Annotated in this window: 18 protein-coding genes; 12 read left to right on the top strand and 6 right to left on the bottom strand. The window is 67.3% G+C overall.

From position 1 onward, the window contains the following. The first annotated feature begins 13 nt into the window (after window positions 1-13). The 5 genes from AC3A5T_RS15175 to AC3A5T_RS15155 all read left to right on the top strand — a co-directional run bounded on the left by AC3A5T_RS15175 (window position 14) and on the right by AC3A5T_RS15155 (window position 6069). Window positions 14-241 (top strand): phosphopantetheine-binding protein, encoded by a 228-nt coding sequence (locus AC3A5T_RS15175; protein ID WP_487629291.1) that lies wholly within the window; start codon window positions 14-16, stop codon window positions 239-241. Further along, the gene (locus tag AC3A5T_RS15170; RefSeq protein WP_487629261.1) at window positions 238-4164 is read left to right on the top strand and encodes an amino acid adenylation domain-containing protein; all 3927 of its coding nucleotides are present in this window, start codon (window positions 238-240) and stop codon (window positions 4162-4164) included. Before AC3A5T_RS15175 ends, AC3A5T_RS15170 begins: the two co-directional genes overlap by 4 nt. A gap of 46 nt (window positions 4165-4210) precedes the next feature. Then, entirely contained in the window at window positions 4211-5107 is an 897-nt protein-coding gene (locus AC3A5T_RS15165) for a 2,3-dihydro-2,3-dihydroxybenzoate dehydrogenase (RefSeq protein ID WP_487629260.1), read from the top strand. 58 nt (window positions 5108-5165) lie between these two features. Then, window positions 5166-5591 (top strand): nucleotide triphosphate diphosphatase NUDT15, encoded by a 426-nt coding sequence (locus AC3A5T_RS15160; RefSeq protein ID WP_487629259.1) that lies wholly within the window; start codon window positions 5166-5168, stop codon window positions 5589-5591. A 118-nt stretch (window positions 5592-5709) separates the two neighbouring features. Next, a complete protein-coding gene (locus tag AC3A5T_RS15155) occupies window positions 5710-6069 on the top strand; it encodes a VOC family protein (protein ID WP_487629258.1) in 360 nt (119 codons plus the stop codon). A 229-nt stretch (window positions 6070-6298) separates the two neighbouring features. Here the strand turns inward: AC3A5T_RS15155 and AC3A5T_RS15150 are convergent, their stop codons facing one another. Genes AC3A5T_RS15150 through AC3A5T_RS15135 form a run of 4 tightly spaced genes read right to left on the bottom strand, consistent with a single transcriptional unit; the run spans window position 6299 to window position 11543 of the window. Beyond that, window positions 6299-6577, bottom strand: coding sequence for a hypothetical protein (locus tag AC3A5T_RS15150; protein WP_487629257.1), 279 nt, complete (start codon window positions 6575-6577; stop codon window positions 6299-6301). Next, window positions 6567-8921, bottom strand: coding sequence for an FdhF/YdeP family oxidoreductase (locus tag AC3A5T_RS15145; RefSeq protein ID WP_487629256.1), 2355 nt, complete (start codon window positions 8919-8921; stop codon window positions 6567-6569). The genes AC3A5T_RS15150 and AC3A5T_RS15145 overlap by 11 nt, the downstream gene beginning before the upstream one ends. After that, a complete protein-coding gene (fdhD, locus tag AC3A5T_RS15140; protein WP_487629255.1) occupies window positions 8918-9805 on the bottom strand; it encodes a formate dehydrogenase accessory sulfurtransferase FdhD in 888 nt (295 codons plus the stop codon). The genes AC3A5T_RS15145 and fdhD overlap by 4 nt, the downstream gene beginning before the upstream one ends. 52 nt (window positions 9806-9857) lie before the next feature. Further along, a complete protein-coding gene (locus tag AC3A5T_RS15135) occupies window positions 9858-11543 on the bottom strand; it encodes an OFA family MFS transporter (RefSeq protein ID WP_487629254.1) in 1686 nt (561 codons plus the stop codon). Between the two features lie 207 nt (window positions 11544-11750). Between AC3A5T_RS15135 and AC3A5T_RS15130 the strand changes: the two genes are divergently transcribed. Further along, window positions 11751-12827, top strand: coding sequence for a substrate-binding domain-containing protein (locus tag AC3A5T_RS15130; RefSeq protein WP_487629253.1), 1077 nt, complete (start codon window positions 11751-11753; stop codon window positions 12825-12827). Between the two features lie 257 nt (window positions 12828-13084). Here AC3A5T_RS15130 and AC3A5T_RS15125 read toward each other — a convergent pair whose 3' ends face one another. Both AC3A5T_RS15125 and AC3A5T_RS15120 read right to left on the bottom strand, forming a co-directional pair. Further along, a complete protein-coding gene (locus AC3A5T_RS15125) occupies window positions 13085-14752 on the bottom strand; it encodes an alpha/beta hydrolase (protein WP_487629252.1) in 1668 nt (555 codons plus the stop codon). Window positions 14753-14985: 233 nt separating this feature from the next. Further along, a complete protein-coding gene (locus AC3A5T_RS15120) occupies window positions 14986-16797 on the bottom strand; it encodes a DUF885 domain-containing protein (RefSeq protein ID WP_487629251.1) in 1812 nt (603 codons plus the stop codon). Window positions 16798-16892: 95 nt separating this feature from the next. Between AC3A5T_RS15120 and AC3A5T_RS15115 the strand changes: the two genes are divergently transcribed. From AC3A5T_RS15115 to AC3A5T_RS15090, 6 genes are all read left to right on the top strand, one after another. After that, window positions 16893-18806 (top strand): alpha/beta hydrolase family protein, encoded by a 1914-nt coding sequence (locus tag AC3A5T_RS15115; protein WP_487629250.1) that lies wholly within the window; start codon window positions 16893-16895, stop codon window positions 18804-18806. A gap of 155 nt (window positions 18807-18961) precedes the next feature. Further along, complete coding sequence (locus tag AC3A5T_RS15110; protein WP_487629249.1) at window positions 18962-20593, top strand: TldD/PmbA family protein; 1632 nt, start codon at window positions 18962-18964, stop codon at window positions 20591-20593. A gap of 469 nt (window positions 20594-21062) precedes the next feature. Then, window positions 21063-22697 carry a TldD/PmbA family protein gene (locus AC3A5T_RS15105; protein WP_332076637.1) on the top strand — a complete coding sequence of 545 codons (1635 nt, stop codon included), beginning with the start codon at window positions 21063-21065 and terminating at the stop codon, window positions 22695-22697. 12 nt (window positions 22698-22709) lie between these two features. After that, window positions 22710-24044 carry a TldD/PmbA family protein gene (locus tag AC3A5T_RS15100; RefSeq protein ID WP_332076638.1) on the top strand — a complete coding sequence of 445 codons (1335 nt, stop codon included), beginning with the start codon at window positions 22710-22712 and terminating at the stop codon, window positions 24042-24044. Window positions 24045-24687: 643 nt separating this feature from the next. After that, window positions 24688-25386 (top strand): DUF4159 domain-containing protein, encoded by a 699-nt coding sequence (locus AC3A5T_RS15095; protein ID WP_487629248.1) that lies wholly within the window; start codon window positions 24688-24690, stop codon window positions 25384-25386. Window positions 25387-25483: 97 nt separating this feature from the next. Further along, on the top strand, window positions 25484-26485 hold the full coding sequence (locus AC3A5T_RS15090) for an AAA family ATPase (protein ID WP_487629247.1): 1002 nt from the start codon (window positions 25484-25486) through the stop codon (window positions 26483-26485). Window positions 26486-26492 lie beyond the last annotated feature (7 nt).

Below are 26492 nucleotides of genomic sequence, written 5' to 3'. Positions count from 1 at the left end.
GACCCTCGAGCGCATGCGCGCCGATGTCGCCAAGCTCGTCGGCGAAGCGCCCGAAGACGTGCGCGACGACGACAATCTGATGGACCTCGGTCTCGATTCGATGCGCGTGCTGGGCCTGGTGATGGCCTGGGGCGAGCACGGCATCGCGCTGGAGTTCTCGCATCTGGCCGAGCACACCACGCTCGCCGGCTGGTGGCAGGTCGTGCAGGGCCTGCAACGCGACACGCCCGCCGCAGGATGACCGCGACGGCGTCCCGCGTCGAAGCCGAAGCCGAAGCCGTCGCGTCGGGCACGGGCTGGCCGCTGACCGAAGCGCAGACCGGCCTCTGGTATGCGCAGCGGCTGGCGCCGGACAATCCGGCATTCAACACCGCGCACGCCTTGTGGATCGACGGCGCGCTGGATGTCGAGGCCTTCGTGCGCGCCGCGAACCAGGCTGCCGACGAGGCGCCGGCGCTGGGCTTGCGCGTGCGCGAGACCGGCGACGGTCCGATCCAATGGATCGACGCGGGTCACGTGCCGCATCTGGACGTCGTCGATCTGTCGGCCGAACCGGCGCCGGATGACGCCGCGCGTGCGGCGATGACGCGCGATCGGCTCTCGCCGGTCGATCCCGCGCGCGATCGTCTCGCGCTGCAGCGGCTGTACGTGCTGGGCGGCGACCGCTACGTCTGGTATCTGCGCGTGCATCACCTCGCGACCGACGGCTACGGCATGGCGCTGCTGACCGAGCGCGCCTGCACTCTGTACGCCGACGCATCTGCCGGTGCGGCATTCGCGCCACTCGATGGCGTGCTGTCCGAGGACGCGACCTATCGCGCGTCGGACAAGCGCACGACCGATGCGGCGTACTGGCAGGAGACGCTGGCCGGCATGCCGGCGGCGTCCGGACTCGGCGGCGGTTTCGCCCATGCCGCGTCCGATTGCCTGCGTCATGTCGAAGCGCTCGACGCGGACTTCCGCGACGGCCTCGCGCGCGCGGCGACCGCGCTCGGCCAGCCCTGGCCGGACGTGCTGACCGCACTCACCGCCGCCTATTGCCAGCGCTTCGGCGGGCAGGGCGAAGCCGTCGTCGGTGTGCCCTTCATGGGGCGTCTCGGCAGCGCGTCCGCGCGCGTGCCGGCGATGGTCATGAACGTGCTGCCGCTGCGTGTGCCCGCGCTGCCGGATGCGAGCGTCGCGGATTTCATGCAGACGATGATTCGCGCGCTGCTGCGCGGCCGCCGGCATGGTCGCTATCGCGGCGAGCAGCTGCGGCGTGATCTCGGCCTGATCGGCGGCCAGCGTCGCCTGCATGGACCGCTGATCAATGTGCAGCCGTTCTACCGGCCGACGCTGCTCGCCGGCGCGCGCGCGTCGATGGAAATCCTCGGCACCGGACCGGTCGACGACATCACACTCGGCTTCCGCGGCGATGGCGTGCAGGCGCTCGATCTGGAGATCGAGGCCAATCCCGATCTCTACGCGCCGTCCGATGTCGTGGCGCACGCGACGCGTCTGCGCACGTTTCTTGCTGCGGCGTTCGAGCTTGCCGGGCACGCAGATGCACGGCTCGATGATGTGCCGCTCGCAACGCCGGCCGAAGCCGCGCGCACGCTGTTCGACTTCAATGCCACGGCACACCCGGTACCCGACACGACCCTGGTCGCGCTGATCGAAGCGTCGATGGCGGCCACGCCCGATGCGCCGGCACTGGTGTTCGGCGGCGAGATGCTGACCTACCGCGCGCTCGACACGCGCAGCCGCGCACTCGCGCAGGCGCTCCACGCGCGTGGTGCAGGCGCCGACACGGTGGTCGCGGTCGCATTGCCGCGCTCGATTGAACTCGTCGTCGCGCTGGTCGCTGTGTTGCGCGCCGGTGCGGCCTACCTGCCGATGGATCTCGCGCATCCGGTCGAGCGACGCGCGCGCATCCTGCGGTCCGCACAGCCGCTCGCACTGCTCGCGCACGCCGACGACGGGATCGACTGGCCGGACGATGCGCAGCCTTTCGCGCCGTCAGACTGGCCGCAGCGTGCGGACGACGGCGCCCTGCCGTCCGTCGACCCGCAGCATGCGGCTTACGTCATCTACACCTCCGGCTCGACCGGTGAGCCCAAAGGCGTCGTCGTCGCGCATCGCGCGATCGTCAACCGACTCGAATGGATGCGCACGCATTACGGCATCGACGCGAGTGATCGCATCCTGCAGAAGACGCCGGCCACGTTCGACGTCTCGGTCTGGGAGTTCTTCCTGCCGCTGCTGGCCGGCGCCACGCTGGTGGTCGCAGCGCCGGACGCACATCGCGACCCGGTCACGATTGCGCGGCTGATCCGCGAGGCCGGCATCACCACCCTGCATTTCGTGCCGTCGATGCTCGCCGCGTTCCTCAGCGCGCCGGAAGCGCGCGGGCTGTCGACGCGTCGCGTCTTCGTCAGCGGCGAAGCGCTGGATGCCGATCTGCGCGACCGCTTCCATGCGACGCTCGAGTCGGAACTGCACAATCTCTACGGACCGACCGAAGCTGCGGTCGACGTCAGTTTCTGGCCTGCCGGTGCGGATGACACTTCACGCCCGGTGCCGATCGGCTTTCCGGTCTGGAACACGCGGCTCTACGTGCTCGATGCGCGCATGCGCGCGTTGCCGCCGGGCGTCGTCGGCGATCTGTACCTCGGCGGCGTGCAGCTCGCGCGCGGCTATCTGGGTCGCAACGATCTGACCGCCGAACGCTTTCTCGCCGATCCGCATCTGCCGGGCGAGCGCATCTACCGCACCGGCGACCTCGCACGCTGGCGTGAGGATGGCGCGGTCGAGTTTTTCGGCCGCAGCGACCACCAGGTCAAGTTGCGCGGGCTGCGGATCGAACTGGGCGAAATCGAAGCCGCCATCGTCGCCAGCGGGCTCGCGTCGCAGGCGGCCGTCATCGTGCGCGAGGACCGCGCCGGCGACCGGCGTCTGGTCGGCTATCTGCAGCCGACGGCCAGTTTCGACGCTCCGTCGCTACGCACGTTCGTCGCCGCACAGCTGCCGGACTACATGGTGCCGTCGGCCTTCGTCGCGCTCGCCGACTGGCCGGTGACCGCGAACGGCAAGCTCGACCGCGACGCCTTGCCGGCACCCGCGTTCGAGGCAGGCGCCTTCGTCGCGCCCCGCACGCCGACAGAATCCGCGCTCGCCGCGTTGTTCGCCGAAGCCCTCGGCATGGACCGCGTCGGTGCGGACGCCGACTTCTTCGCGCTCGGCGGCGATTCGCTGCTCGCGGTGCATCTGCTGCTCGCGATCCAGCAGACCTTCGGCCGGGATCCGGGGCTCGGTGCCTTGTTCGCAACGCCGACGGTGGAAGGACTCGCCGCCGTGCTCGACGCGGGCGAGGGCGACGATCCCGATCACGGCCTGGCGCCGGTGATCGCCCTCGCGCAAGGCGAGTTCGCGCGCGCGCCTCTGTTCGTCGTGCATCCGGCCGGCGGCATCGCCTGGTGTTATCGCGACCTCGCACGCGCACTCGCGCCGGCGCGTAGCGTGTACGGCCTGCAGTCGCCCGCGCTCGATCTCGCGCAGGCGTTGCCCGGCAGCATCGACGCGCTGGCGGCCGAATATGCCGACCGTGTGGTTGTCCTGCAGCCGGACGGACCCGTGCATCTGCTCGGCTGGTCGGTCGGCGGCATCCTCGCCCAGGCGATGGCGGTGCGTCTGCGCGCGCTCGGTCGCCAAGTCGGTGTTCTCGCGCTGCTCGATGCGTATCCAGCGGAAGTCTGGCGCGCCGAGCCCGAACCCGACGCGATCGCCGCGTTGCGCGCCTTGCTCGCGATCGCCGGTTACGACCCGGATGCGTATCCCGCGCTGCGCACGCGCGAGGCGATCATCGATTTCCTGCGTCGCGGCGACAGTGCGCTGGGCAATCTGCCGGGCGCGGTGCTCGATGGCGTCGTGCGCGCGGTGACCGATACCAACCGCCTGGTGCGGCTGCATCACCACCATCATTTCGACGGCACGCTGCTGCACGTGCGCGCCGGCAACGACCACGCCGACCGCCCGCAGCTGCAGTCGTCGCTGTGGGCCGCGCATGCCGCGCACATCGAATCGATCGAACTGCCGTTCCTGCATGCCGAGCTGACGGGTCGAGATGCCACTGCGCGCATCGCGCCGTTGCTCGATGCGCGACTGGCGGTCTTCGACGCGCGCTGATCAGCCCATCATCCACTCGACAGAAGAAATACCGGGAACCGCACGCATGCAACTCACAGGCTTCGACGGAAAGATTGCCCTCGTCACCGGCGCGGCAGGTGGTATCGGTGCTGCGGTGGTGCGGCTGCTGCGGGAGAGTGGCGCGACAGTGGTGGCGACGGATCGGGAGGCGCCGGTTGTAGAAGGCGAATTGGAAAAAATCGCGCTTGCTGATGCCGCCCTCACCCCAACCTCTCTCCCGGAGGGAGAGGGGCTTGAGAGCGACAGTCCGCGAAATTCAAGCCCCTCTCCCTCCGGGAGAGGGGTTGGGGTGAGGGCAGGTTCCGCAACCCTCCATTCCCACGCCCTAGACGTCACCGACGCGACCGCCGTCGACACCCTGGTCAACGAGGTCGAAGCCGATCTCGGCCCCATCGATCTCGCCATCAACGTCGCCGGCATCCTCTCGACCGCCTCGATTCTCGACCTCACTGCCGACGAGTGGCGCCGCACCTTCGCGGTCAACACCGACGGCGTTTTCCACGTCTCCCAGGCCGTTGCCCGGGTCATGGCGTCGCGTCGCCGCGGCGCGATGGTGACCGTCAGTTCCAACGCCGCCGGCATCCCGCGCCAGAACATGGCCGCCTACGCCGCGTCCAAGGCCGCGACCACGATGTTCGTGCGCTGCCTCGGCCTCGAACTCGCGCCGCTGGGCATTCGCTGCAACATCGTCGCGCCCGGTTCGACGCGCACGCCGATGCAGACCGGAATGTGGACCGATGCCGGCGGCGAGGCGCGCACCATCGCCGGCACACTCGACACCTTCAAGAGCGGTATCCCGCTCGGCAAACTCGCCGAACCCGACGACATCGCACACGCGGTGATGTTCCTGCTGTCCGACCAGGCCGGGCACATCGCGATGAGCGATCTGTACGTCGACGGCGGCGCGACGCTGCGCGCCTGATGGACTTGTATCGGCGCATTGAAATAGCGCTGACTTCTGGACACGACGGGACACGGATATGACGACGCAAGTGCAGTCCGGCGCAGTCCTGGTGGGCGTCGGCGTGATCATCCTCCGCGACGGCAAGGTGCTGCTCGGCGAACGTGCCGGCTCACACGGCGCCGGCACCTGGGCCTTGCCGGGCGGCCATCTGGAATTCGGCGAAACGGTCGCGGACTGCGCGCGGCGCGAGGTGCTGGAAGAAACCGGGCTCGCGATCCACGACATCACGCCCGCGCCGTACACCAGCGATGTCTTCGCCGTCGAAGGCCGCCATTACGTCACCCTGTTCGTCACCGCGCAGGCGACCGGTGAGCCCGCGGTGCTCGAACCCGCGAAGTGCCTGGGCTGGGCATGGTGTCGATGGGCCGACTTCCCGAATCCATTGTTTCGGCCCTTGCAGACCCTGCGCGATTCCGGCTTCGTGCCCGCGGGCGCGGTCTGATCCTTCGTCCCGGATGCGCGCTGCGCACAGGCACGTCTTCCGCACGGCACGACCGAAGCGCGTCGCGCGGGCGCACGGCATTGGGGCATCATCCGCGCAACCACACCGGAGCCCCGCCATGCCCGCCCACGAAAAGCTCAACTACGTCGAACTTCCCGCCCGCGATCTGGATGCGACGAGGCGCTTCTTCGCCCAGGTATTCGGCTGGACCTTCGAAGACTACGGTCCGGACTACATCGCGTTCGCGAATGAAGGACTCGACGGGGGCTTCTATCGCGCGGATCTGCAGGCGCGCAGCGAGGCGGGCAGTGCACTGCTGGTGTTCTACAGCGCCCGCATCGAAGAGACGCTGGCGAAGGTCGAGGCCGCGGGCGGCACGATCCTGAAATCTGTCTTCGAGTTTCCGGGCGGTCGCCGGTTCCACTTCGCCGAGCCGAGCGGCAACGAGTTCGCGGTGTGGTCGGATCCGGTCGCCTGAGCGTTCCGACTGCGCGCTGCACATCCCGATGCGCGGATCAAGCGGCAGGACTCACCCGCATCGATAGGCTGGTGAAAATTTGACCGCACGAAACCGGGCCGCCTGCGAGGCGGGCTCGCGGTGCTTATCCACACCTTTGTCATCAGACCATCCACATCCGATGTGGACAACGCGCGCTGGAGTGGTCGACGCGGTGCAGTCAAGCGCGGCGTCGACGCCGCATCGCCGGTCAGGCCGGCGCGCTGTCGTCCGGCTGCAGCAGCGACATCGCGACTGCGCGTCCGCTGTCGGTGAGTTGCGCGAGCGTCCGCTCGCCATCCTCGACCGTGCGCACCCAGCCCGGCCCTTGCGCATCGCCGATGCGTTCTTCGCCGAGATAGGCGAGGGTGCGCAACAGCACGCTCATGCGGATGCCGAGCCGCTTGCACAGTCGCGGCAGCGACATGCCGTCCGGCGCTGCCGCCAGTTCGGTCAGCAGCGCCTGCAGCAGGGCCTCGTCAGCGGACAATGGTGGCCGTGATGTCGCGCTGGCGCGGCATGTGCGCGCCGACGTCGGCGACGTGCGGCGTCACGATGACCGGCACCGATTTCGAGGTCGGCGTGCGCGATTCGTCGGCGAAGCTCGACAGCGGCACCAGCGGATTGGTCTCCGGGTAGTACGCCGCGAGGCAGCCGCGCGGGATGTTGTACTCGACCAGCAGGAAACGCGGCGCCTGACGGCGCACGCCGTCCTCGCACAGGCTCTCCAGATCCACCCAGTCGCCGGCTTTCATGCCGAGCGCGGCGATGTCGTCCGCGTTCGCGAACAGCACGCGACGCTCGCCGAACACGCCGCGATAGCGGTCGTCGAGACCGTAGATCGTGGTGTTGTACTGGTCGTGCGAACGCGTGGTCGCGAGCGTGAACACCGGTTGCGTGCCGTGCATGCGGCGCGCGCGGTGGATCGGGTTGTCGGTCGGCACCGGACAGGCGAAGAACACCGCCTTGCCGGCGGGGTTGGCCCACTTGCGGTCACGCGCCGTGTTCGACAGCCGAAACCCGCCCGGCACGCGCACGCGGGTATTGAAGTCGTGGAAGTCGTCGAAGGTCGCGGCGATCGCATCGCGGATGCGGTCGTAGTCCTCGACCATGCCCAGCCAGTCGATCTTCGAACGCGCGCCGAGCGTGGCGTGCGCGAGACGCGCGACGATCGCCGGTTCCGACAGCAGCGTGTCCGACGCCGGCGGATTGATGCCCGACGACAGGTGCACCATGCTCATAGAATCCTCGACGGTCACGCCCTGCGGGCCAGCAGCCTGGATGTCGATCTCGGTGCGGCCCAGGCACGGCAGGATCAGCGCATCCTTGCCGTGGATCAGATGGCTGCGGTTGAGCTTGGTGGTGACGTGCGCGGTCAAGGCGCAGCTGCGCAAGCCGCGCGCGGTGGCGTCGGAGTCGGGCGTGGCGATGGCGAAGTTGCCGCCCATCCCGAAGAACACCTGGCCGCGGCCGTCGAGCATCGCCTCGATCGCGCCAACGGTATCGAAGCCGTCCTCACGCGGCGGCTCGAAGCCGAACACGTCGCGGATGCGATCGAGAAACGCGACCGGCGGCTTCTCGTAGATCATCATCGTGCGGTCGCCCTGCACGTTGCTGTGGCCACGCACGGGGCACGCGCCGGCGCCGGGGCGACCGAGGTTGCCGCGCAGCAGCAGCAGGTTCATCAGCACATTGATCGTCGCGACCGAATGCTTGTGCTGGGTGATGCCCATGCCCCAGCACGCGATGACGCGTTCGCACGACAGATACAGCTCGCCGGCGCGGCGGAGCTGCGCCTCGTCGAGTCCGGATTCCTCGATGATCACGTCCCAGGATTCGGCCAGTACGTCGACGACGAACTCATCGAAGCCCGTCGTGTGCTCGGCGATGAACGCATGGTCGAGCAGCGACGGCCGGCCGAGCCCCGTCTCTTCGACGTCGCGTTCGAGCACGTGCTTGATCATGCCTTTCACGGCCGCGAGGTCGCCGCCGATCTTGAGCTGGAAATAGTCCGACGAGATCTTCGTCGAACCGTAGGTCGCCATCTCCAGCTTGTCCTGCGGATCGGCGAAGCGTTCCAGGCCGCGCTCGCGCAGCGGATTGAACGAGACGATCTTCGCGCCGCGCTTCGCCGCCTCGCGCAGTTCGCCGAGCATGCGGGGATGGTTGGTGCCGGGGTTCTGGCCGAAGATGAAGATGCCGTCGGCGAGTTCGAAATCGTGCAGCGACACCGTGCCCTTGCCGACGCCGATCTGTTTCTTCAGTGCCGTGCCGGACGACTCGTGACACATGTTCGAGCAATCGGGGAAATTGTTGGTGCCGTACTCGCGCACGAACAGCTGGTACAGGAACGCGGCCTCGTTCGAGGTGCGGCCCGAGGTGTAGAAGATCGCGTTGTCGGGCGAGGGCAGGGCGTTGAGATGCTGTGCGACGAGGCCGAACGCATCGTCCCAGCTCACCGGCACGTAATGATCGGTCCCCGCGTTGTAGCGCATCGGCGTGGTCAGGCGGCCCTGCTGTTCCAGCCAGTAGTCGCTGTACTCGGCGAGTTGCGAGACCGTATATTTGGCGAACAGCTCGGGGCCGGCGCGGAACTTCGTCGCTTCGGCGGCGACGGCCTTGGCGCCGTTCTCGCAGAACTCGAAAGTCGAAGTGTGGTCGCGGTCCGGCCAGGCGCAGCCGGGGCAGTCGAAGCCGTCGGGCTGGTTGGCCTTGAGCAGGGTCTTCGCGCCGCTGACCGCGATCTTCTGTTCGGTCAGATGCCTGGCCACACTCTTGAGCGCGCCCCAGCCACCGGCGGGACCGTCGTACTTGCGGATCGTGTCGTTGCTCATGGGGCAAAGCTCCTGCCTGTGCGCGCGGCGACCGGCGATGTCGCCGGCGGGGGCAGCAGCCGCTGCGCGTGGGTGTACACGGCATGCCCGTCGTCGCGGGCGAAACCGATCAGGGTGAGATGGGCGCGCTGCGCCAGCGAGATCGCCAGCGCGGTCGGCGCGGAAATCGCCGCCATCAATGCGATGCCGACGCTCGCCGCCTTCATCGCCATTTCGTAGCTGGCGCGGCTGGTGACGACGAGAAAACCGTTTGCCGGATCGAAATCATCCGCGTGCAGCGCGCCGATCAGTTTGTCGAGCGCGTTGTGGCGGCCGACATCCTCGCGTGCGAACTGCAGTGTGCCGTCGAGCGACGCCCAGCCTGCCGCATGCGTCGCGCCAGTGAGCGCGGCGATGGATTGCGCATCTCGCAATGCGCGCAATGCGCGTGACAGTGCTTCGGGTGACACACGGACATCAGTCGTGACCGGCGCCGGGTAGCGCAAGGCGGCTTCCAGCAACTCGCTACCGCAGACGCCGCAGCCACTGCGTCCGCTCATGCTGCGGCGACGCAGGGCCAAAGCTTCGGCGCGCGCCTCGGGAATCCGCAGGCGGATCTCGATGCCTTCGATGAAATGCGCGATGCCTTCGATCGCCACATCGCCCGGTACATTGACGATGCCTTCGCTGATCGCGAAACCGCGCGCGAAATCCTCGAGATCGGCGGGCGTCGCCATCATCACCGCGAACGGCACGTCGTTGTAGACGAAGGCCACCGGCACTTCTTCGGCGACATGGTCGTCGACCTGACGCACCGCACCGGCGCGCCAGCGTTCGACCGGACGGCGCACCGCGCCGGCCGTCGTGTCGTTCTGAAGAAGATCTGTGTCGGGGGGACGTGTCATGTCGGGAGGGTACCGGCGACCGCGTGAGCGGCCGCCGGTCCTTGGCCGGGCCTCAGGCGAACAGCACCAGGGCTTTTTCCAGCGTTTTCCAGATGCCGAAGGCGAGCGGAATGCTGACTGCGGCCCAGCAGAACGCGACCAGTGCCGGGTTGCCACCCGCGCCGATGCGATCCATCTCGTCCTGCGAGATCAGCGACTTGCCGCTGGCATCGACCTTCTCGTGCGCCAGCTGCTTCTCGTGCGCCAGTTCCTCGGGCGACATGAAGTACTTCGGGTTCACCGGGCGCACCAGCAGGTTGCAGATCAGGCCCAGCACCAGCATGCCGGCGAGGATGTACATCGTGGTGTTGTAGACCTGCGACGGCGGCATGCCGAGGCTCAGCTGATGCTCGCGCATGTAGCCGATCACCAGCGGGCCGAGGATGCCGGCAGTCGCCCATGCGGTCAGCAGGCGGCCGTGGATCGCGCCGACGTGCTGGGTGCCGAACAGGTCGGCGAGATACGCCGGCACGGTGGCGAAGCCGCCGCCGTACATCGACAGGATCACGCAGAACGCCGCGACGAACAGTGCGATCGAGCCCGCGTTGCCGAGTGTCGGCGCCGAGGCGTAGAGCGCGATACCGAGCACGAAGAAGATCGAGTAGGTGACCTTGCGGCCGAACTTGTCCGACATCGACGCCCAGAAGAACCGGCCGATGATGTTGGCCAGGCTCAGCATGCCGACGAAGCCCGCGGCGATCGCGGCGATGGCCGACAGCTGCTCGGTGCTCAGATCGCCGAAGCCGACATCCAGACCGATCAGACGGCCCCCGAACATCTCCTGCAGCATCGGCGACGCCAGACCCAGCACGCCGATACCGGCCGACACGTTGAGGCACAGCACGCCCCAGACCAGCCAGAACTGCGGGATGCCCCAGACGCGCTTCACGTGCACGTGGCCCTGGGTGATCATCGCGTTGTCCTGCGCCGGGGGCGGCGTCCAGCCCTTCGGCTTCCAGCCGGTCGGCGGCACGCGATAGCCGAATGCGCCGGCCATCATGAAGACGAAGTAGGCCGCGGCCATCACCAAGAAGGTTTCCTTCACGCCGACCGAGGTCGGGGTGGCGAAGTGGCGCATCAGCATGTCGGCCAGCGGACTGCCGATCAGCGCACCGCCGCCGAAACCCATGATCGCCATGCCGGTCGCCATGCCGCGGCGGTCCGGGAACCACTTGATCAGCGTCGACACCGGCGAGATGTAGCCCAGGCCCAGACCGATACCGCCGATCACGCCCGACCCCAGCCACAGCATCCAGATCTGGTGCAGGTGCACGCCGAGCGCCGAGATCAGCAGACCGCCGCACCAGCACAGCGCGGCGACGAAGCCGGCCTTGCGCGGGCCGACGCGTTCCAGCCAGCCGCCCCAGATCGCCGCCGAGCAGCCCAGCAGCACGAAGAACAGCGTGTACATCCACTGCAGTTCGCTGATCTGCCAGTCGCAGCTGGCCGAAGTGATGCGGGCGAAGAAACCCATGTCGGCGCTGCAGGCGATGGCCGCATCGATGCCGACCGCCTTCGACAGCGGCAACCAGAACACGCTGAAGCCGTAGGCCATGCCGATGCACAGATGGATCGCCAGCGCGGCGGGCGGGACCAGCCAGCGGTTGAAGCCGGGCTTGGCGATGATGCGTTCTTTCGAGAGCAGGCCGCCTTCGCGGGCGCTGCTGGCGGGTGGTGTCGTTGCGGAACTGGTGGCCATGAATCCTCCCCGGGTCGATGTGCCGATCTCTGACCTTCGTCGCGTAGTTATGTTATTGGATACATATTGGCTGCGACAAATCGCCGCAACGGTACCCCCGCAGCCCTTGTGCCGCCAGTTCCAATGGTCGAATATCCGGCTTTCAGGAACATATTGAACCTGCGGCGGATGTGCGCTGCGCTGCAGCAGGTTCGACGGGAGTCGCGCATGTACAAGGTCCGCATCCAGCCACGCTGGGAACTGGAAAGCGCCGCCGGCGCCAAGCTGCCGTCGCATCTGGTCGAGCTGCTGATCGCGGTACGCGGGACGGGCTCGCTGGCCGCCGCGGCGCGCAAGGTCGGCCTGTCCTACCGCTACGCCTGGGGCCAGCTGCAGGACGCGCGCGAAGTCTTCGGTCAGCCGCTGCTACGCATGACCCGCGGCCGTGGCGCGCGCCTGACCCCGATCGGCGAGCGCCTGGTCTGGGCCGACAACCGCATCGCCGCACGCCTGTCGCCGATGCTCGACAGTCTGGCCACCGAACTCGAAGCCGAACTCGAACGCACGGTCAGCGCGCATGCCACGCCGCTGCGCATCCACGCCTCGCACGGCTTCGGCGTTGAAACACTGCGCCGGACGATGGCCGAAGCCGACCTCGCGCTGGACCTCAAATACCGCAGCCCCGACGACGCGCTGGTCGCGCTGCGCAGCGGTGCCTGCGACATCGCCGGCCTGCATCTGCCGATCGGCGATCTGGAACCGGCGCTGTTCGCGCACTATCGCGACCGTCTCGATCTCGACGCCGACCGGGTGATCCATCTGGCGATGCGCCGCCAGGGCTTGGTGCTCGCGCCGGGCAATCCGCGCGGTATCGAGACGCTGCAGGATCTCGAACGCCCCGACATCCGCATGATCCACCGCCAGCCCGGGTCGGGCACGCGCCTGTTACTGGAAGCGATGCTCGCGCGCCACGGCATCGCATTCGACCGCATCCGCGCCTGCGATGTCGAGGAACTCACGCACGCTGCGGTGTCTGCGTATGTCGCCAGCGGCCTCGCAGATGTCGGCTTCGCCCTGGAACCACCCGCGCGCAAGTACGGACTGGATTTCTTCCCGCTGATCACCGAGCACTATTTCTTCCTATGCCACAACGATGTGCTGGATTCCGGGCGCCTGACGGAACTGCTGACGCTGCTGCGCAGCGACGGCTTCCGGCGTGATCTGGGCATGCTACCGGGGTATGACCCGAGCTATTGCGGCAAGGTGCAGACGTTGCCCGAGGCGTTCGAGGCGGCGCGGGGGTAGGGCGAGCGCTCCGCGCGAACGTCAAAATGGGCTCCAGCGTGCGCTGGAGCGACGCGCAGGATCGGTTGCAATCTCGTCCGCCGTCATCCCGGCGGACACCGGGATCCAGTGACTTGAGTTCGGCCAGTCGGCGCCTCGTTGAAAGGTCGTGCAAGTCGCTGGGCCCCGGCCTGCGCCGGGGCGACGGCAAGGTGATGCCGCGCCGCGCGCAGGTACGGCGATCCGAAGGTAAAGGCAGCGGGAGGTGAATCGGGAATCTACAACCCCTCCGCAGCCAACTTCGCCTTCAGCGCCGCCACCGTGTCCGCATCCCATCCGTCGGGCGCCGACGTCGCGATCCATGCATCGACGTAATCCTCGGCCGCGAACACATGCCCGTAGCCGGTCGGTGTCGAAGTCGCGACCGCCATGTCCATGCCGAGCTGCAGGAACGTCACCAGCGGAAACCAGTGCAGCGAATCGGAGACGTCCTCGGCGCGTGGCCCGGACAGCCATGCCGGCCGGCGCAATGCCGAGCCGGCTTCGAAGAACGTGATCGGGTCGCTCGGATACTGCAGGTAGACGATGCGTGTGCCGTTCCATGACGCGTTGCCCGGGGGCGCGCCGTCCTGGGTCATGAAGCGCACGACCGCGCCGTCGCCGTAGCGCGGTCGCCATGCCGGTGTGGCGGGATCGCGCCCGAGCGTCGCGTGACGCCACGTGCGACTCGGAAACGGCGGGCCCGCCCACAGTGCGCCATCGAAGGGCTCGCCGAGGATGTCGAACAGATCCACCGACAGATCGGAATTCAGCGCGCCCAGACTCAAGCCGTGCAGATACAGGCGCGGGCGTTGATCACGCGGCAGCGTGCGCCAGTGGCCGTGCACCGCGGCGAACAGGGCGCGCGCCGAATCCGCGCCATAGGTCGGATCGACCATCAGCGCCAGCCAGCTGGCGAGGTACGAGTACTGCATCGAGACCGTGGCCACGTCGCCGCGCTGCAGGTATTCGATCGCTTTCTGGCTCGCGGGATCGAGCCAGCCGGTGCCGGTCGGCGTGTTGATCACCAGCGCCGAGCGCTCGAACGCGCCGACGCGGATCATCTCCGCCAGTGCGAGATCGGCACGCGCCCGGATGTCCGGCGCGGAATTGAGACCGACGTAGATCCGCAACGGTTCCTGCGCAGGCTGTCCGGTCAGCGCTTCGATCTCGGCCTGCGTCGGGCCGGCGGCGACGGCGGCGCGGCCCATGCGGCCGAGCCCCGACCAGCCGATCAGCGACGCGTCGCTGCCCGTCTTCAATGGATCTGAAGGGGGATCGAGGGCGGTATCGACGACCGAATCGAGTTGCCGGTACGACGAATCCAGCGCACGCAGGCCGGCCTCGAACACGACGCCGTTGCCGATCGACCAGAACAGCAGGCCGGCGAGCGCGACGCTGACGATCAAGGACACGCGTCGCGGCAGATGCCGGCCGAGGCGTTGCGACAGCACGTAGACCACGCCGCCGAACACACGGCCGAGCAGCAACAGCACCAGCGCGACACCGCCCGCCACCAGACCGACGAACAGCGGCCGCGCGCTCGCGACGGCCTCCATGCCCATGCGCGCGCGGATGTCGTTCTGCCAGCCGGAGGCCTGCGCGAGGAACCCGATCACCATCGCCGCGCACACGACGACCGCGAGCCCGGTCGCGATGCGTCCGATCGCCAGATCGCGCAACCGCGGGAGACCGAGAAAAATCCACAGCCAGCGCATCAACACGCCGATGCCGTAACCGGCGGCGAACGCGATGCCCGACAGCACGCCCTGCAGCAGTGCGTCCCGCGGAATCAGGCTGGGCGTCAGCGACGCCGCGACGCACAGCGTGCCGAGCCACAGGCCCATGCTGCACAAGGGATCGAGCATGCGCGCGGCGGCGTGGCGGAGAGAAGCGCGTGTGGGCATGACGCGATGATATCGCGGGTGCCTTAATCACCTGGGTCACGTTCACGGCCAAGAGCGCCATAAGGCGTTCGAGTGTCGCTACCGCGTTTCAGTCGTCAACGAGTCTTACGACCCGTCATCCCAGCGAAGGCTGGGATCCATTTCGATCTTGCTCTTGTGCAAGAAAATAAAATGGGCCCCAGCTTCCGCTGGGGCGACGTGACGTGGCAATCGACGGATCGACAACCAGCCGCTTACTCGATGGTCTCGTCCAGCATCAGCTGACGCGCGAAGCGCACCGGCGGGGCGCCCTGCGCGAGCATGTCGTCATGGTACTGCTTGAGGTTGAACGCCTCGCCGGCCTTGGCTTCGGCCGCCTTGCGCGCGTCGAAATGTTCCTGCGCGCCGACGAAATATGTGGCGAGCTGGGTCGACGACAGCTGCGCGCGGATCCACTTGCCTTCGGCTTCGCTGGTCTGCTGGAAGGTCTGGCGGACCATCAGGTCCATCGCCTGTTCCTTGGTCCAGTTGTCGACGTGGATGCCCTGGTCGAGGATCGCGTTGGCCACCGCGCGCGCGTAGAACTTCAGCTGCATCAGGCGGAACAGCGGGTCGTTGTCGGCGTAGCCGGCGTCGGCCATCATCCGCTCGGTGTAGACCGCCCAGCCTTCGGCGAACGGCCCCGAGCGGAACACCGCGCGCAGCGTCGACGGGTGGTTCACCGAATGCGCGCCTTCGAGGTAATGACCGGGCATCGCCTCGTGGATCGTCAGCACGTGGATCATGTGCTTGTTGTATTCGCGCAGGAACGAATCGACCTGCTTGTCGTCCCAGTCGTCGGGAATGGGCGAGATCGCGTAATAGGTGTCCAGGCCTTTGTCGAGCGGGCCGGGCGAATCGCAGTACGCGACCGCGACGCCGCGCTGGAATTCCGGCATCAGGATGATCTTGACCGGATCGTCGGGCACGGTCACCAGATCGTGCTGGCGGTTGAATTCGGTCGCGACGTCCAGCGTGTGCTTGGCGAAATCGACGACTTCATTGCGGCCCGGCTTGTCGGCGTAGGCGACTTCCATCGCCGCTTCGATCGCGGCCTGGCGCTGGTCTTCGCTCGGCTGCGCCGGCGTCTCCGGTGCGCCTTCGCGATCCTTCAGCACGGCCTGGGCGACGACGTACATCTCGTCGCGGATGCGCACGAGTTCGGCTTCCGCGCGCTGACGGATGTCCTGGCGGCTGAGCGAGGAATTGAGCGCGAACTTGAGCTTCTGGTCGTAGATCTCCGCACCGACGCGGAACTCGCCCTTGGCATTCGGCACGAGCGTGTCGTCGAGCCAGGTCTGGTGTTCGTCGACGGCGGCGCGCAGCGTTTCCACCGCGGCGTCGAGACGCGTGCGGTCCTCGCCCTGCAGCTGGTCGGCGTTGGGCGTGATGAAGGTGTCGATCAGCGACAGCACGCCCTTGTTCTGCGCGGCGACGGTGCGCGCGTGCGTCGCGGGCACGCGCGCCGGGTCGAGGTTCTCGCGGGCCTGGGCGAGGATTGCCGGGATCTTCTCCATGCGCGCAGTCGCCGACTTCAGGCGCTCGGGCATCGGCGCGAACTCGCGCGCCATCAGGTTGTAGATCGCGCCACCGGCCAGGCCGCTGTACATCTGCGTATCCCAGGCCCAGCTCTGCAGCGTCTCGGTATCCCAGATGCCGTATTCGAGGGTGTTCTTCAGAATCAGCGCATCGACATGGTTGTCGCGCGAGAGCTGGGCGAAATCGATCGCCTCGAGTTCGGTCAGGTAACGGCGGTTGAAGTCGAGACCCGCCTGGCGACCGGCGGCCGAGAGATCATCGACTTCAGAATCGAAGCGGTGATCGCCGATCTGCGTGGCCGAGATCGGCGAGAACTTCATGCCTTCGTCGAGATAGCGCTTCGACAGTTCGGCGAACGCGGCGTCGGCCTGCGACGGTGCGGTGGCGGCCGCGCCGTCCTGCGCGGTGGCGGGCGCGGTCGGCGCCTCACGATTGCAGCCGGCGAGGGCGGCGGTGAGCACGGCGACGGCGAGCAGGGAACGGCGCATACGGAATCCTGGGGCGAAAGATCGACAGGATAGCCGGGCTTCTTCCCGCAGATGCGGGAATGTGGAAGAGTGCGTGCAAACTTGAGGGGACAGGGATGTTGAAGATGCGATGGACGGCTGCTGTGGGTGCGTTGCTGGTGCTGGCGTCTGCCGCTACGGCCAAAGCACCTTCACTGGACGACCTGCTTCGCCAGCCCGCCGTGAACTGGATGGCGCTGTCACCCAAGGGCGACTACTACGCGATCAGTGTGCCGATGTCCGACCGGGTGATGGTGGCGGTCCTGCGTCGATCCGATCTGCAGGTCACCGCCCGGATCGATCCGGGCAAGGACGGCAGGGTCGACTCGATCGTATGGGTCGAAGATGAGCGTCTGTTCGCGAGCTGGTCGTTCAAGTCCGGACAGACCGCGCAGCCCGTGAGCGCGAACATGATCTACGCGATCAACGCGGACGGCAGCGGGCGACGGGGTTTCTACGGCGCGCTGGTCGATCCGCTCGTCGACAAGCCGGGCCGGGTGCTGGTCCAGAGTTGTGTCCGGGTGCAGCGGCGCCAGTGTCTGATGCGGCTGCAGGAGGTGCCCGCCCAGGGCGGCGGCAAGAGCATCGACATCGTGGATGGTCCGGTGCCGGATGCAATGTTCATGACCGACCGTCTCGGAGCGCCGCGCTTTGCCTGGGCGATCGATGACGACGACGTGCAGACGGTATATGTGCGACGTGACGACACGTGGGTGCTGGTCAACGACGAAGCGAAAAGCGGTTTGCGCGTTTCGCCCGTCGGGATGGATTACGCACTGCAGGCCGCCTACCTGTGGGCCGAGCGGACGGACGGACCGGATGTAATCGAACGCATGGATCTGGCGACCGGCTCCCGTCGTGTCGTGGCCTCGCATCCCAGGCTCAGCCCCCACAGCATCGTCAGATCGCTCGACGGGCGGGAGCCGATCGGGGTGCGGTACGGCACTGGCGTTCCTACTGTAACCTTTTTCGACGACACGCATCCGCATGCGGTGCTGATCCGCGCGCTGGAGGCGGAGTTTCCCGGGCAGTTCGCACGCGTCGTGAGCAGCAGCCGTGACGGCCGGTCCGTGGTCGCGCTCGTGTCGAGTGACCGCGAGCCCGGCCGGTTCTATTCGCTGGAGTCCGAATCGGGAGAGATGCGCGCGATCATGCGCAGCCATGCCTGGCTGGAACCGGACGCGTTGTCGGCCACGACGCCCGTGGAGTTCGCCGCGCGCGACGGCCTGTCGCTCGACGGCTACCTGACCCGTCCGGCGCACGTCGAAGGCGACGCGCCCCTGGTGGTGCTGGTGCATGGAGGTCCCTTCGGCGTGCAGAACGCGTGGGGCTACGACAAGGAAGTGCAGATCCTCGCCGCGCAGGGTTACGCCGTCATGCAGGTGAATTTCCGCGGCTCCAGCGGTCGCGGTCGAGGCTTCGAGCGGCTGGGCTATCGCGAGTGGGGTGGCGCGATGCAGCGCGACGTAACGGACGCGACGCGCTGGGCGCAGGCGCAGGCCGGCATCGATCCGGTGCGCGCCTGCATCATGGGCGGCAGCTATGGCGCGTATGCCGCGCTGATGGGGGCGGCGCGGGAGCCGGAGCTCTATCGCTGCGCCATCGGATTCGCCGGCCCATACGATCTGCCGACCATGTTCCGCTGGGGTGATACGCAGCGCTCGAGGTGGGGCCGGAACCGGCTTGCGGACATCATCGGAACCGAACCTGTGGAACTGCGCGAAGCATCGGTCACGACGCATGCAGCGCGCATTCGCGCGGATCTGCTGCTCGTGCAGGGTGCGCGGGACCCGCGCGTGTCGCCGGAGCACTTCCGCGCGATGCGCCGCGCGCTCGATGCAGCGGGGGTCCCCTATCAGAGCCACATGCCGCTGAGCGAGACACACGGCCTGTACGATCGTGACAACGAGCGGGTCTACTACGGGCTCGTGCTGGAAACGCTTCGCCGCAATCTGGCGACGAACGCAGCGGAGGTTGCGGCGACGCGCTGATCATCCGCGCTCGTTCTGTCGGTGCCCAGTCCGTCGGCGGTGCGCGCGTGCGATGAGGCAGAGTCTGCGCGCAATGTGCCGAAGGGCATTTGACGTGCGCGGTACCGCCACCGAAGAATCGGGCGGTGTGCGGCCATCGCCGCGGGGAGAGTGGAATGCGGCGTCGTGACTTCATGGCTTACAGTGGAATCGGGCTCGGCAGCCTGTTGTTGCCGGGCGGCATCGGCCGCGCGATCGCCGCGGAAGACCTCGTCAGCACCCTCGACCCGGCACTGAAGAAGCGGCTTGCCGATGTGGCCTTGCAGGCCTCGCGCTATGGCGGTGGCAGCTATTGCGACGTGCGCATCGGGCGTTATCTGCGCCAGTACGTGATGACCCGCGAGACGCGGGTGGAGAACGTGGTCAACGAGGAGTCGACCGGCGTCGGCATCCGCGTGATCGCGAACGGTGCCTGGGGCTTCGCGGCGACGCGATCGCTCGATCCCGACGGCATTGCCGAAGCGACGCGGCAGGCGCTGGAGATCGCCAAGGCCAATGCACGCATCCAGACCGAGCCGGTGCAACTGGCGCCGGTGCGCGGCGTGGGGGAAGTGTCGTGGGCCACCCCGGTGCGGCGCAACGGCATGGCCGTGCCGCTGGAGGACAAGGTCGCGCTGCTGATGGACGTCAATGCCGCGGCGACCGCGGAAGGCGCGGACTTCGTGAGTTCACGACTGTTCCTGGTCAACGAGCAGAAGTACTTCGCCAGCACCGACGGCTCGTACATCGACCAGGACGTGCACCGGATCTGGGCACCGTTCACCGTCACCGCCGTCGACAAGGCCAGCGGCAAGTTCCGCACCCGCGACGGCCTGTCGGCGCCGATGGGTTTGGGCTATGAGTACCTCTCGCCCGATCCCGCGCAGCGCTTCGAACTTCCGGGTGGCGTGATCGCCTACGGACAGGCCTACGACATGCGCGCCGATGCCGCAGCCGCGGCGCGTCAGGCGCGCGAGAAGCTGTCCGCGCCGTCGGTGCAGCCGGGGCGCTACGACCTCGTGCTCGATCCGTCGAACCTGTTCCTGACCATCCACGAGAACGTCGGTCACCCGCTCGAACTCGACCGCGTGCTCGGCTACGAAGCCAACTACGCCGGCACCAGCTTCGCCACGCTCGACAAGCGCGAAGCGGGGTATCGCTGGGGCAGCGACATCGTCAATTTCTTCGCCGACAAGACCCAGCCGGGCAGTCTCGGCGCGGTCGGTTTCGACGACGAAGGCGTGCAGTGCAAGCGCTGGGATCTGGTCAAGGACGGCATCCTCGTCGACTACCAGACCACGCGCGACCAGGCGCACATCCTCGGCAAGACCGAGTCGGACGGCTGCAGTTATGCCGATGCGTGGTCGAGCGTGCAGTTCCAGCGCATGCCCAACGTCTCGCTGGCGCCGGGCAAAACGCCGCTGACGGTCAAGGAGATGATCGCCGGCGTCGAACGCGGTCTCTACATCCACGGCCGCGGCTCGTACTCGATCGACCAGCAACGCTACAACGCGCAGTTCGGCGGGCAGCTGTACTACGAGATCAAAAACGGCGAGATCGCCGGCATGGTCGAGGACGCGGCCTACCAGATCCGCACGCCGGAATTCTGGAACGCCTGCTCGGCGATCTGCGACGAACGCGATTTCCGACTCGGCGGCTCGTTCTTCGACGGCAAGGGCCAACCGAGCCAGGTCTCGGCGGTGTCGCACGGTTCGGCGACGACGCGCTTCGACGGGATCAACATCATCAATACGGCGCGGAATATTTGAGACGTGCAACGCGCTTCGTAGGATGGGTCGAGCGCAGCGAAACCCATGCTGTATGGCTGAAGTCGGCATCGATGCGAGCGTTTGCCCTCACCCCAACCCCTCTCCCCGAGGGAGAGGGGCTCGCTCAACGTGCGTCTAAGGATTCTCATTGCATCCAACGCATCGCATGACCCAGCACATCTCCCTCCGGGAGAGCGCCTACCCTTGACTTGATCCGGGGTCGACGCGCGCAGCGCGTCGGGTGAGGGCTGTCAGTGAGGCGGTGCAGGACGCCTCTTGCTCGATCCGCGGACAATCGACCGGGACACACCCGCCCCGCGACCCCCATCACACACGCGTATGCCGAAAGTCACTGGACGCTGTGCACGCATCGCGTCAAGAATCGGGATGGCGCCGCAGGACGCGATGCCACCCTTGCCAACCCCGTCCACGGCGAACGCCGCTGCGGACCCGTTCCGGGAGAGCTCCCTTGCATAGACGCGACTTCCTCGCCCTCGCTGGTGTCGGCGCGGGCGGCCTGATGCTGCCTGCCGTCTTCGGCCGGGTCATCGCCGCCGAGCAGCTGGTGTCCACGCTCGATGTCGGCTTCAAGAAGCGGCTCGCCGATGCCGGCCTCAATGCCGCGACGTCCGCGGGCGCCACCTACTGCGATGTCCGCGTCGGCCGCTATCTGCGCCAGTTCGTGATGACGCGCGAGGACAAGGTGCAGAACGTCGTCAGCACCGAGTCGATCGGTGTCGGCGTGCGCGTGATCGCGGGCGGGGCCTGGGGCTTCGCGGCGACCAATACGCTGACCGAGCAGGGCGTGGCCGAGGCCGCGCGCCAGGCGACGGCGATCGCGATGGCGAATTCGAAGGTGCAGACCGCGCCGGTGCAGCTCGCCCCGGTCAAGGGCGTGGGCGAAGTGTCCTGGCGCACGCCGCTGACCAAGAACGGCATGGAAGTGCCGGTGGCCGAGAAGGTGGAGCTGCTGCTCGGCGTCAATGCCGCGGCGATGGGCGCGGGCGCGAGTTTCGTGAACTCCACGCTGTTCCTGGTCAACGAGCAGAAGTATTTCGCCAGCACCGACGGCTCCTACATCGATCAGGACGTGCACCGCATCTGGGCGCCGATGACGGTCACCGCGATCGACAAGGCCAGCGGCAAGTTCCGCACGCGCGAAGGCCTGTCCGCGCCGATGGGCATGGGCTACGAATATCTGGACGGCGCGGCGTCGGGCAAGATCGTCTCGCCCAACGGTGTCGTCAACTACGGCAACTCCTACGACATGCGCGAGGACGCGATCGCCGCGGCGAAGCAGGCACAGGAGAAGCTCAAGGCGCCGACGGTCAAGCCGGGCCGCTACGACCTCGTGCTCGACCCCTCGCACACCTGGCTCACCATCCACGAGGCGATCGGCCATCCGCTCGAACTCGACCGCGTGCTCGGCTACGAGGCCAACTACGCCGGTACCAGCTTCGCCACGCTCGACAAGCGCGAGCAGCGCTTCCAGTACGGCAGCGACATCGTCACCGTGTTCGCCGACAAGACCCAGGCAGGCAGCCTCGGCGCCGTGGGCTTTGATGACGAAGGCGTGGCGACCAAGCGCTGGAACATGATCACCGACGGCAAGCTGGTCGATTACCAGGCGATCCGCGACCAGGCCCATATCCTCGGCAAGACCGAATCCGACGGCTGCTGCTACGCCGATTCGTGGTCGAGCGTGCAGTTCCAGCGCATGCCCAACGTCTCGCTGGCGCCGGGCAAGGCAAAGCTGAGCGTCGCGGACATGATCAAGGACGTCGAGGACGGTATCTACATCGTCGGCGACGGTTCGTTCTCGATCGATCAGCAGCGCTACAACGCGCAGTTCGGCGGCCAGCTGTTCTACGAGATCAAGAACGGCGCGATCACCGGCATGATCGAGGACGTGGCCTACCAGATCCGCACGCCGGAATTCTGGAACGCCTGCGTCGCGATCTGCGACGAGAGCGACTATCGCCTCGGTGGTTCGTTCTTCGACGGCAAGGGCCAGCCGAGCCAGGTTTCGGCGGTTTCGCACGGTTCCTCGACCGCGCGCTTCAACGGCATCAACGTCATCAACACCGCGCGTTCGCTCGGCTAAGGAGATCCCACCATGACCATCTTCACCGAAGCCCAGGCGCGCGAGATCCTCGAGAAGACCGTCGCCCTGTCCACCGCCGACGAATGCACGGCCACGCTGGCCGGCTCCGTCGACGGGAACATCCGCTTCGCGCTCAACAACGTGTCCACCAGCGGCATCGTCAGCAATGCCGAGCTCGCGGTGCAGGTCGCGTTCGGCAAACGCGTCGGCACGGCCAGCATCAACGCCTTCGACGACGCCTCGCTGCGCAGCGTGGTCAAGCGCGCCGAAGACCTCGCGCGCCTGGCGCCCGAGAATCCGGAATTCCTGCCGGCGATCGGCAAGCAGGAGTATCGCCCCAGCCCGACCTTCAGCGAATCGACGGCCGCGATCACGCCGGAATTCCGCGCCCAGGTCGCCGCCGGTTCGATCACCCCGTGTCGCGCCGAGCAGCTGATCGCCGCAGGCTTCCTCGACGACGGCAAGAACTTCGTCGCCTTCGCCAACAGCAACGGCAACTTCGGTTACCAGCAGGCGACGAACTTCAACTACACCTGCACCGTGCGCACCGAAGACGGTCGCGGTTCGGGCTGGGTGGGCCGCAATCTCAAGGACGCGAGCGCGTTCGATGCCGGCCGCGACATCCGCGTGGCGATGCGCAAGGCCAGTGATTCGGCCGAGGCCAAGGCCTTGGAGCCGGGCAAGTACACGGTGATCCTGGAGCCGGCCGCGGCCGCGGGCCTGATCAGTTTCATGATGCGGTTCTTCGACGCGCGCACCGCCGATGAAGGCCGCAGCTTCCTGTCCAAGCGCGGCGGCGGCAACAAGCTCGGCGAGCAGGTCTACGACCCGCGCGTGAACATCGTCGCCGACCCGTGGCACCCCGAAGCGGCGGTGATGCCGTGGGACGGCGAGGGTCTGCCGCGCGAGAAGATGCCGATCATCGAGAACGGCAAGATCGCCAACCTCGACTACTCGCGCTTCTGGGCGCAGCAGCAGGGCAAGCGCGCGGTGGGTCGTCCGGGCAACCTGCTGATGTCGGGCGGCGAGGGCACCACGGCCGACCTCATCCGCGGCACCGATCGCGGCATCCTGGTCACGCGCACCTGGTACATCCGCATGGTCGATCCGCAGACCGTGCTGCTGACGGGTCTCACCCGCGACGGCACGTTCTACATCGAGAACGGCGAGATCAAGCATCCGGTGAAGAACTTCCGCTTCAACGAGTCGCCGGTGATCATGCTCAATAACATCGACGAACTGGGGCGCCCGGTACGCGTGGGTGGCGACGAGTCGTCGATGGTGATGATGCTGCCGCCGATGCGGCTGCGGGACTTCACGTTCACGTCGTTGTCGGATGCGGTCTAACGCACGGTGCTCCGACGTCGCCTGACAGCGCGAGGCTTCTGCTTTCCGTGACGTACGCAGTGCAGTGTGCAGACCCGAAGGGCGCCGGCCATGGATGGCCGGTGTTTTCCGACCGAGGCAGGATGCCGAGTCGGAAAATCCCGGTGCACGTAACCCCGGAGGCTTCGGACTTGTCGGGGAGACGTTTTTCTTTGGTTCCGTTTCTTTTGGCGTCAACCAAAAGAAATGAACTAGGCCGCGTCAGCGGACGAAAGCCTTTGATTTACGCCTGTGCGTTTGCCTGCGGCACGAAAAGCAACGTCAAACGCTTCCACTCGCCTTGCGGCGAGCGGGTTCATTTCTTTTGCTGGCCCTACGCACGCAGTGCGAACGGCGAAGCCGGCCCCGAAGGGGCGAGCATCGAAGATGCGAGTCAAAGAAACGGAACCAAAGAAAAGGGCCAGCCCCGATCACAGCGTCAGGGCGAGTCAGTCATTCCGGGATTTTTCGACTCGCCATCCTTGGCTCGGTCGAAAAACGCCGCACATCCATGTGCGGCGCCCTACGGGTCTGCGCCCTGTATCGACCAATCAATGCAAAGCCAAAGCCAAAGTGACTGCGCGCTGTATCGGCGACACCGCAGGCGTGCGGAGGCGTGCGCGCGATGAACCGCCGCCAATCCCTGCAACTGCTGCTCGCCAGCGCCGCAACGCTCGCGCTGCCGCCTGTGGCGGCCCAGTCCGCCCGCTACGACTTCTGGTTCACCCGCCTGCGCTACGAATCAGGCAACTGGGATGTGGACCAGCGGATGCCGTCCAACGTCATCACCTCGCTGATCGACTACACGAACCTGCGGGTCGATCCCGAGGAGCGCGTCGTCGCGCTGTCGGATCCGAAGATGCTCGCCTCGCCGTTCTGCTATCTCGCCGGGCACAAGCTGGTCGAGTTCAGCCCCGCCGAGCGACGCAATTTCGAGCGTTATGTACGCGGCGGTGGCTTCGTGTTCGTCGATGACTGCAACCACGACATCGACGGGCTGTTCGCGAAGTCCTTCGAGGCGCAGATGGCGGCGATCTTCGGCGCGACTGCGCTGAAGAAGCTGCCGAACACGCATGCGCTCTACCGGAGCTTCTTCCAGTTTCCCGACGGGCCACCGGCGACGAGTTTCGAGCTCAACGGCTGGGGCGACGATCTGGTGCACGACTATCTGAAAGGCATCACGATCGACGGGCGCCTGGCCGTGCTCTACAGCAACAAGGATTACGGTTGCGAGTGGGACTACGACTGGCGCAACAAGCGGTTCCTGGCCGAGGACAATACGAAGTTCGCGGTCAACATCGTCATGTATGCGTTGAGCGCATGACCCGGATTCTTTCGCCCGTGGGAGCGCGCTTGCGCGCGATGGCGCTCTACCGGGACAGCCTGATCGCGCGCGAGCGCGCTCCTACAGGAATTTCTGCATGACCCCTACCGCTCCCACCGAAGCCGATCTGCAGGCCCGTCTCGCCGAGCTCGATGCATTGCGCGCCGCGATCGGCCGCGCGGTCGTGGGCCAGGCCGACGTCGTCGAACAACTGCTGGTCGCGCTGCTCGCGGGCGGTCACGTGCTGCTCGAAGGCGTGCCCGGGCTCGGCAAGACGCTGCTGGTACGCACGCTGGGGCAGGCGCTCGATCTGGGCTTCCGGCGCGTGCAGTTCACGCCCGACCTGATGCCCAGCGATCTGCTCGGCACCGAACTGCTCGAAGAAGATCACGGCACCGGCAAGCGTCACTTCCGGTTCCAGGAAGGCCCGGTGTTCACCCAGTTGCTGTTGGCCGACGAACTCAACCGCACGCCGCCCAAGACCCAGGCCGCGCTGCTCGAAGCAATGGCCGAGCACACCGTCAGCCATGCCGGCGTCACGCGCGCGCTGCCGCAGCCGTTCTTCGTGCTGGCGACGCAGAATCCGATCGAACAGGCCGGTACCTATCCCTTGCCCGAAGCGCAGCTCGACCGCTTCCTGCTGCACGTCGCGCTCGGTTATCCCGATGCGGATGAAGAGCAGGCGATCCTCGCGCGCACCACAGGCACGGCCGGGGCCGAAGTGCCGCGCGTCATGGGCGCCGACGCGGTGCTCGCGCTGCAGGCGCTCGTACGCGAGGTGCACGTCAGCGAAGACCTGCTGGCGTGGATCACCGCGCTGGTGCGTGCGACGCGACCTGGCGAGGGCGCGCCGGAGGTCGTGCGCGAGTACGTGCGCTGGGGCGCGGGTCCGCGCGCGGGCCAGTCGCTGGTGCTCGCAGCGAAGGCGCGTGCGTTGCTGCAGGGCCGGCTCGCGGCGACACGCGAGGATGTCGCGGCCTTGCTCGCGCCGGTGCTGCGCCATCGTCTGGTGCTGTCGTTCGCGGCCGAGGCTGCGCAGATCGATGCCGACGCGGTGATCGCCGGCCTGCTGCGCGCCTTGCCCGCGCCGGCACGCTGATTCCCGC

It is taken from the genome of Luteimonas sp. Soil_C_16 (assembly GCF_057657295.1).
Note: the sequence above shows the minus strand (reverse complement) of the source record. Positions and strands in the feature narration are given on the sequence as shown.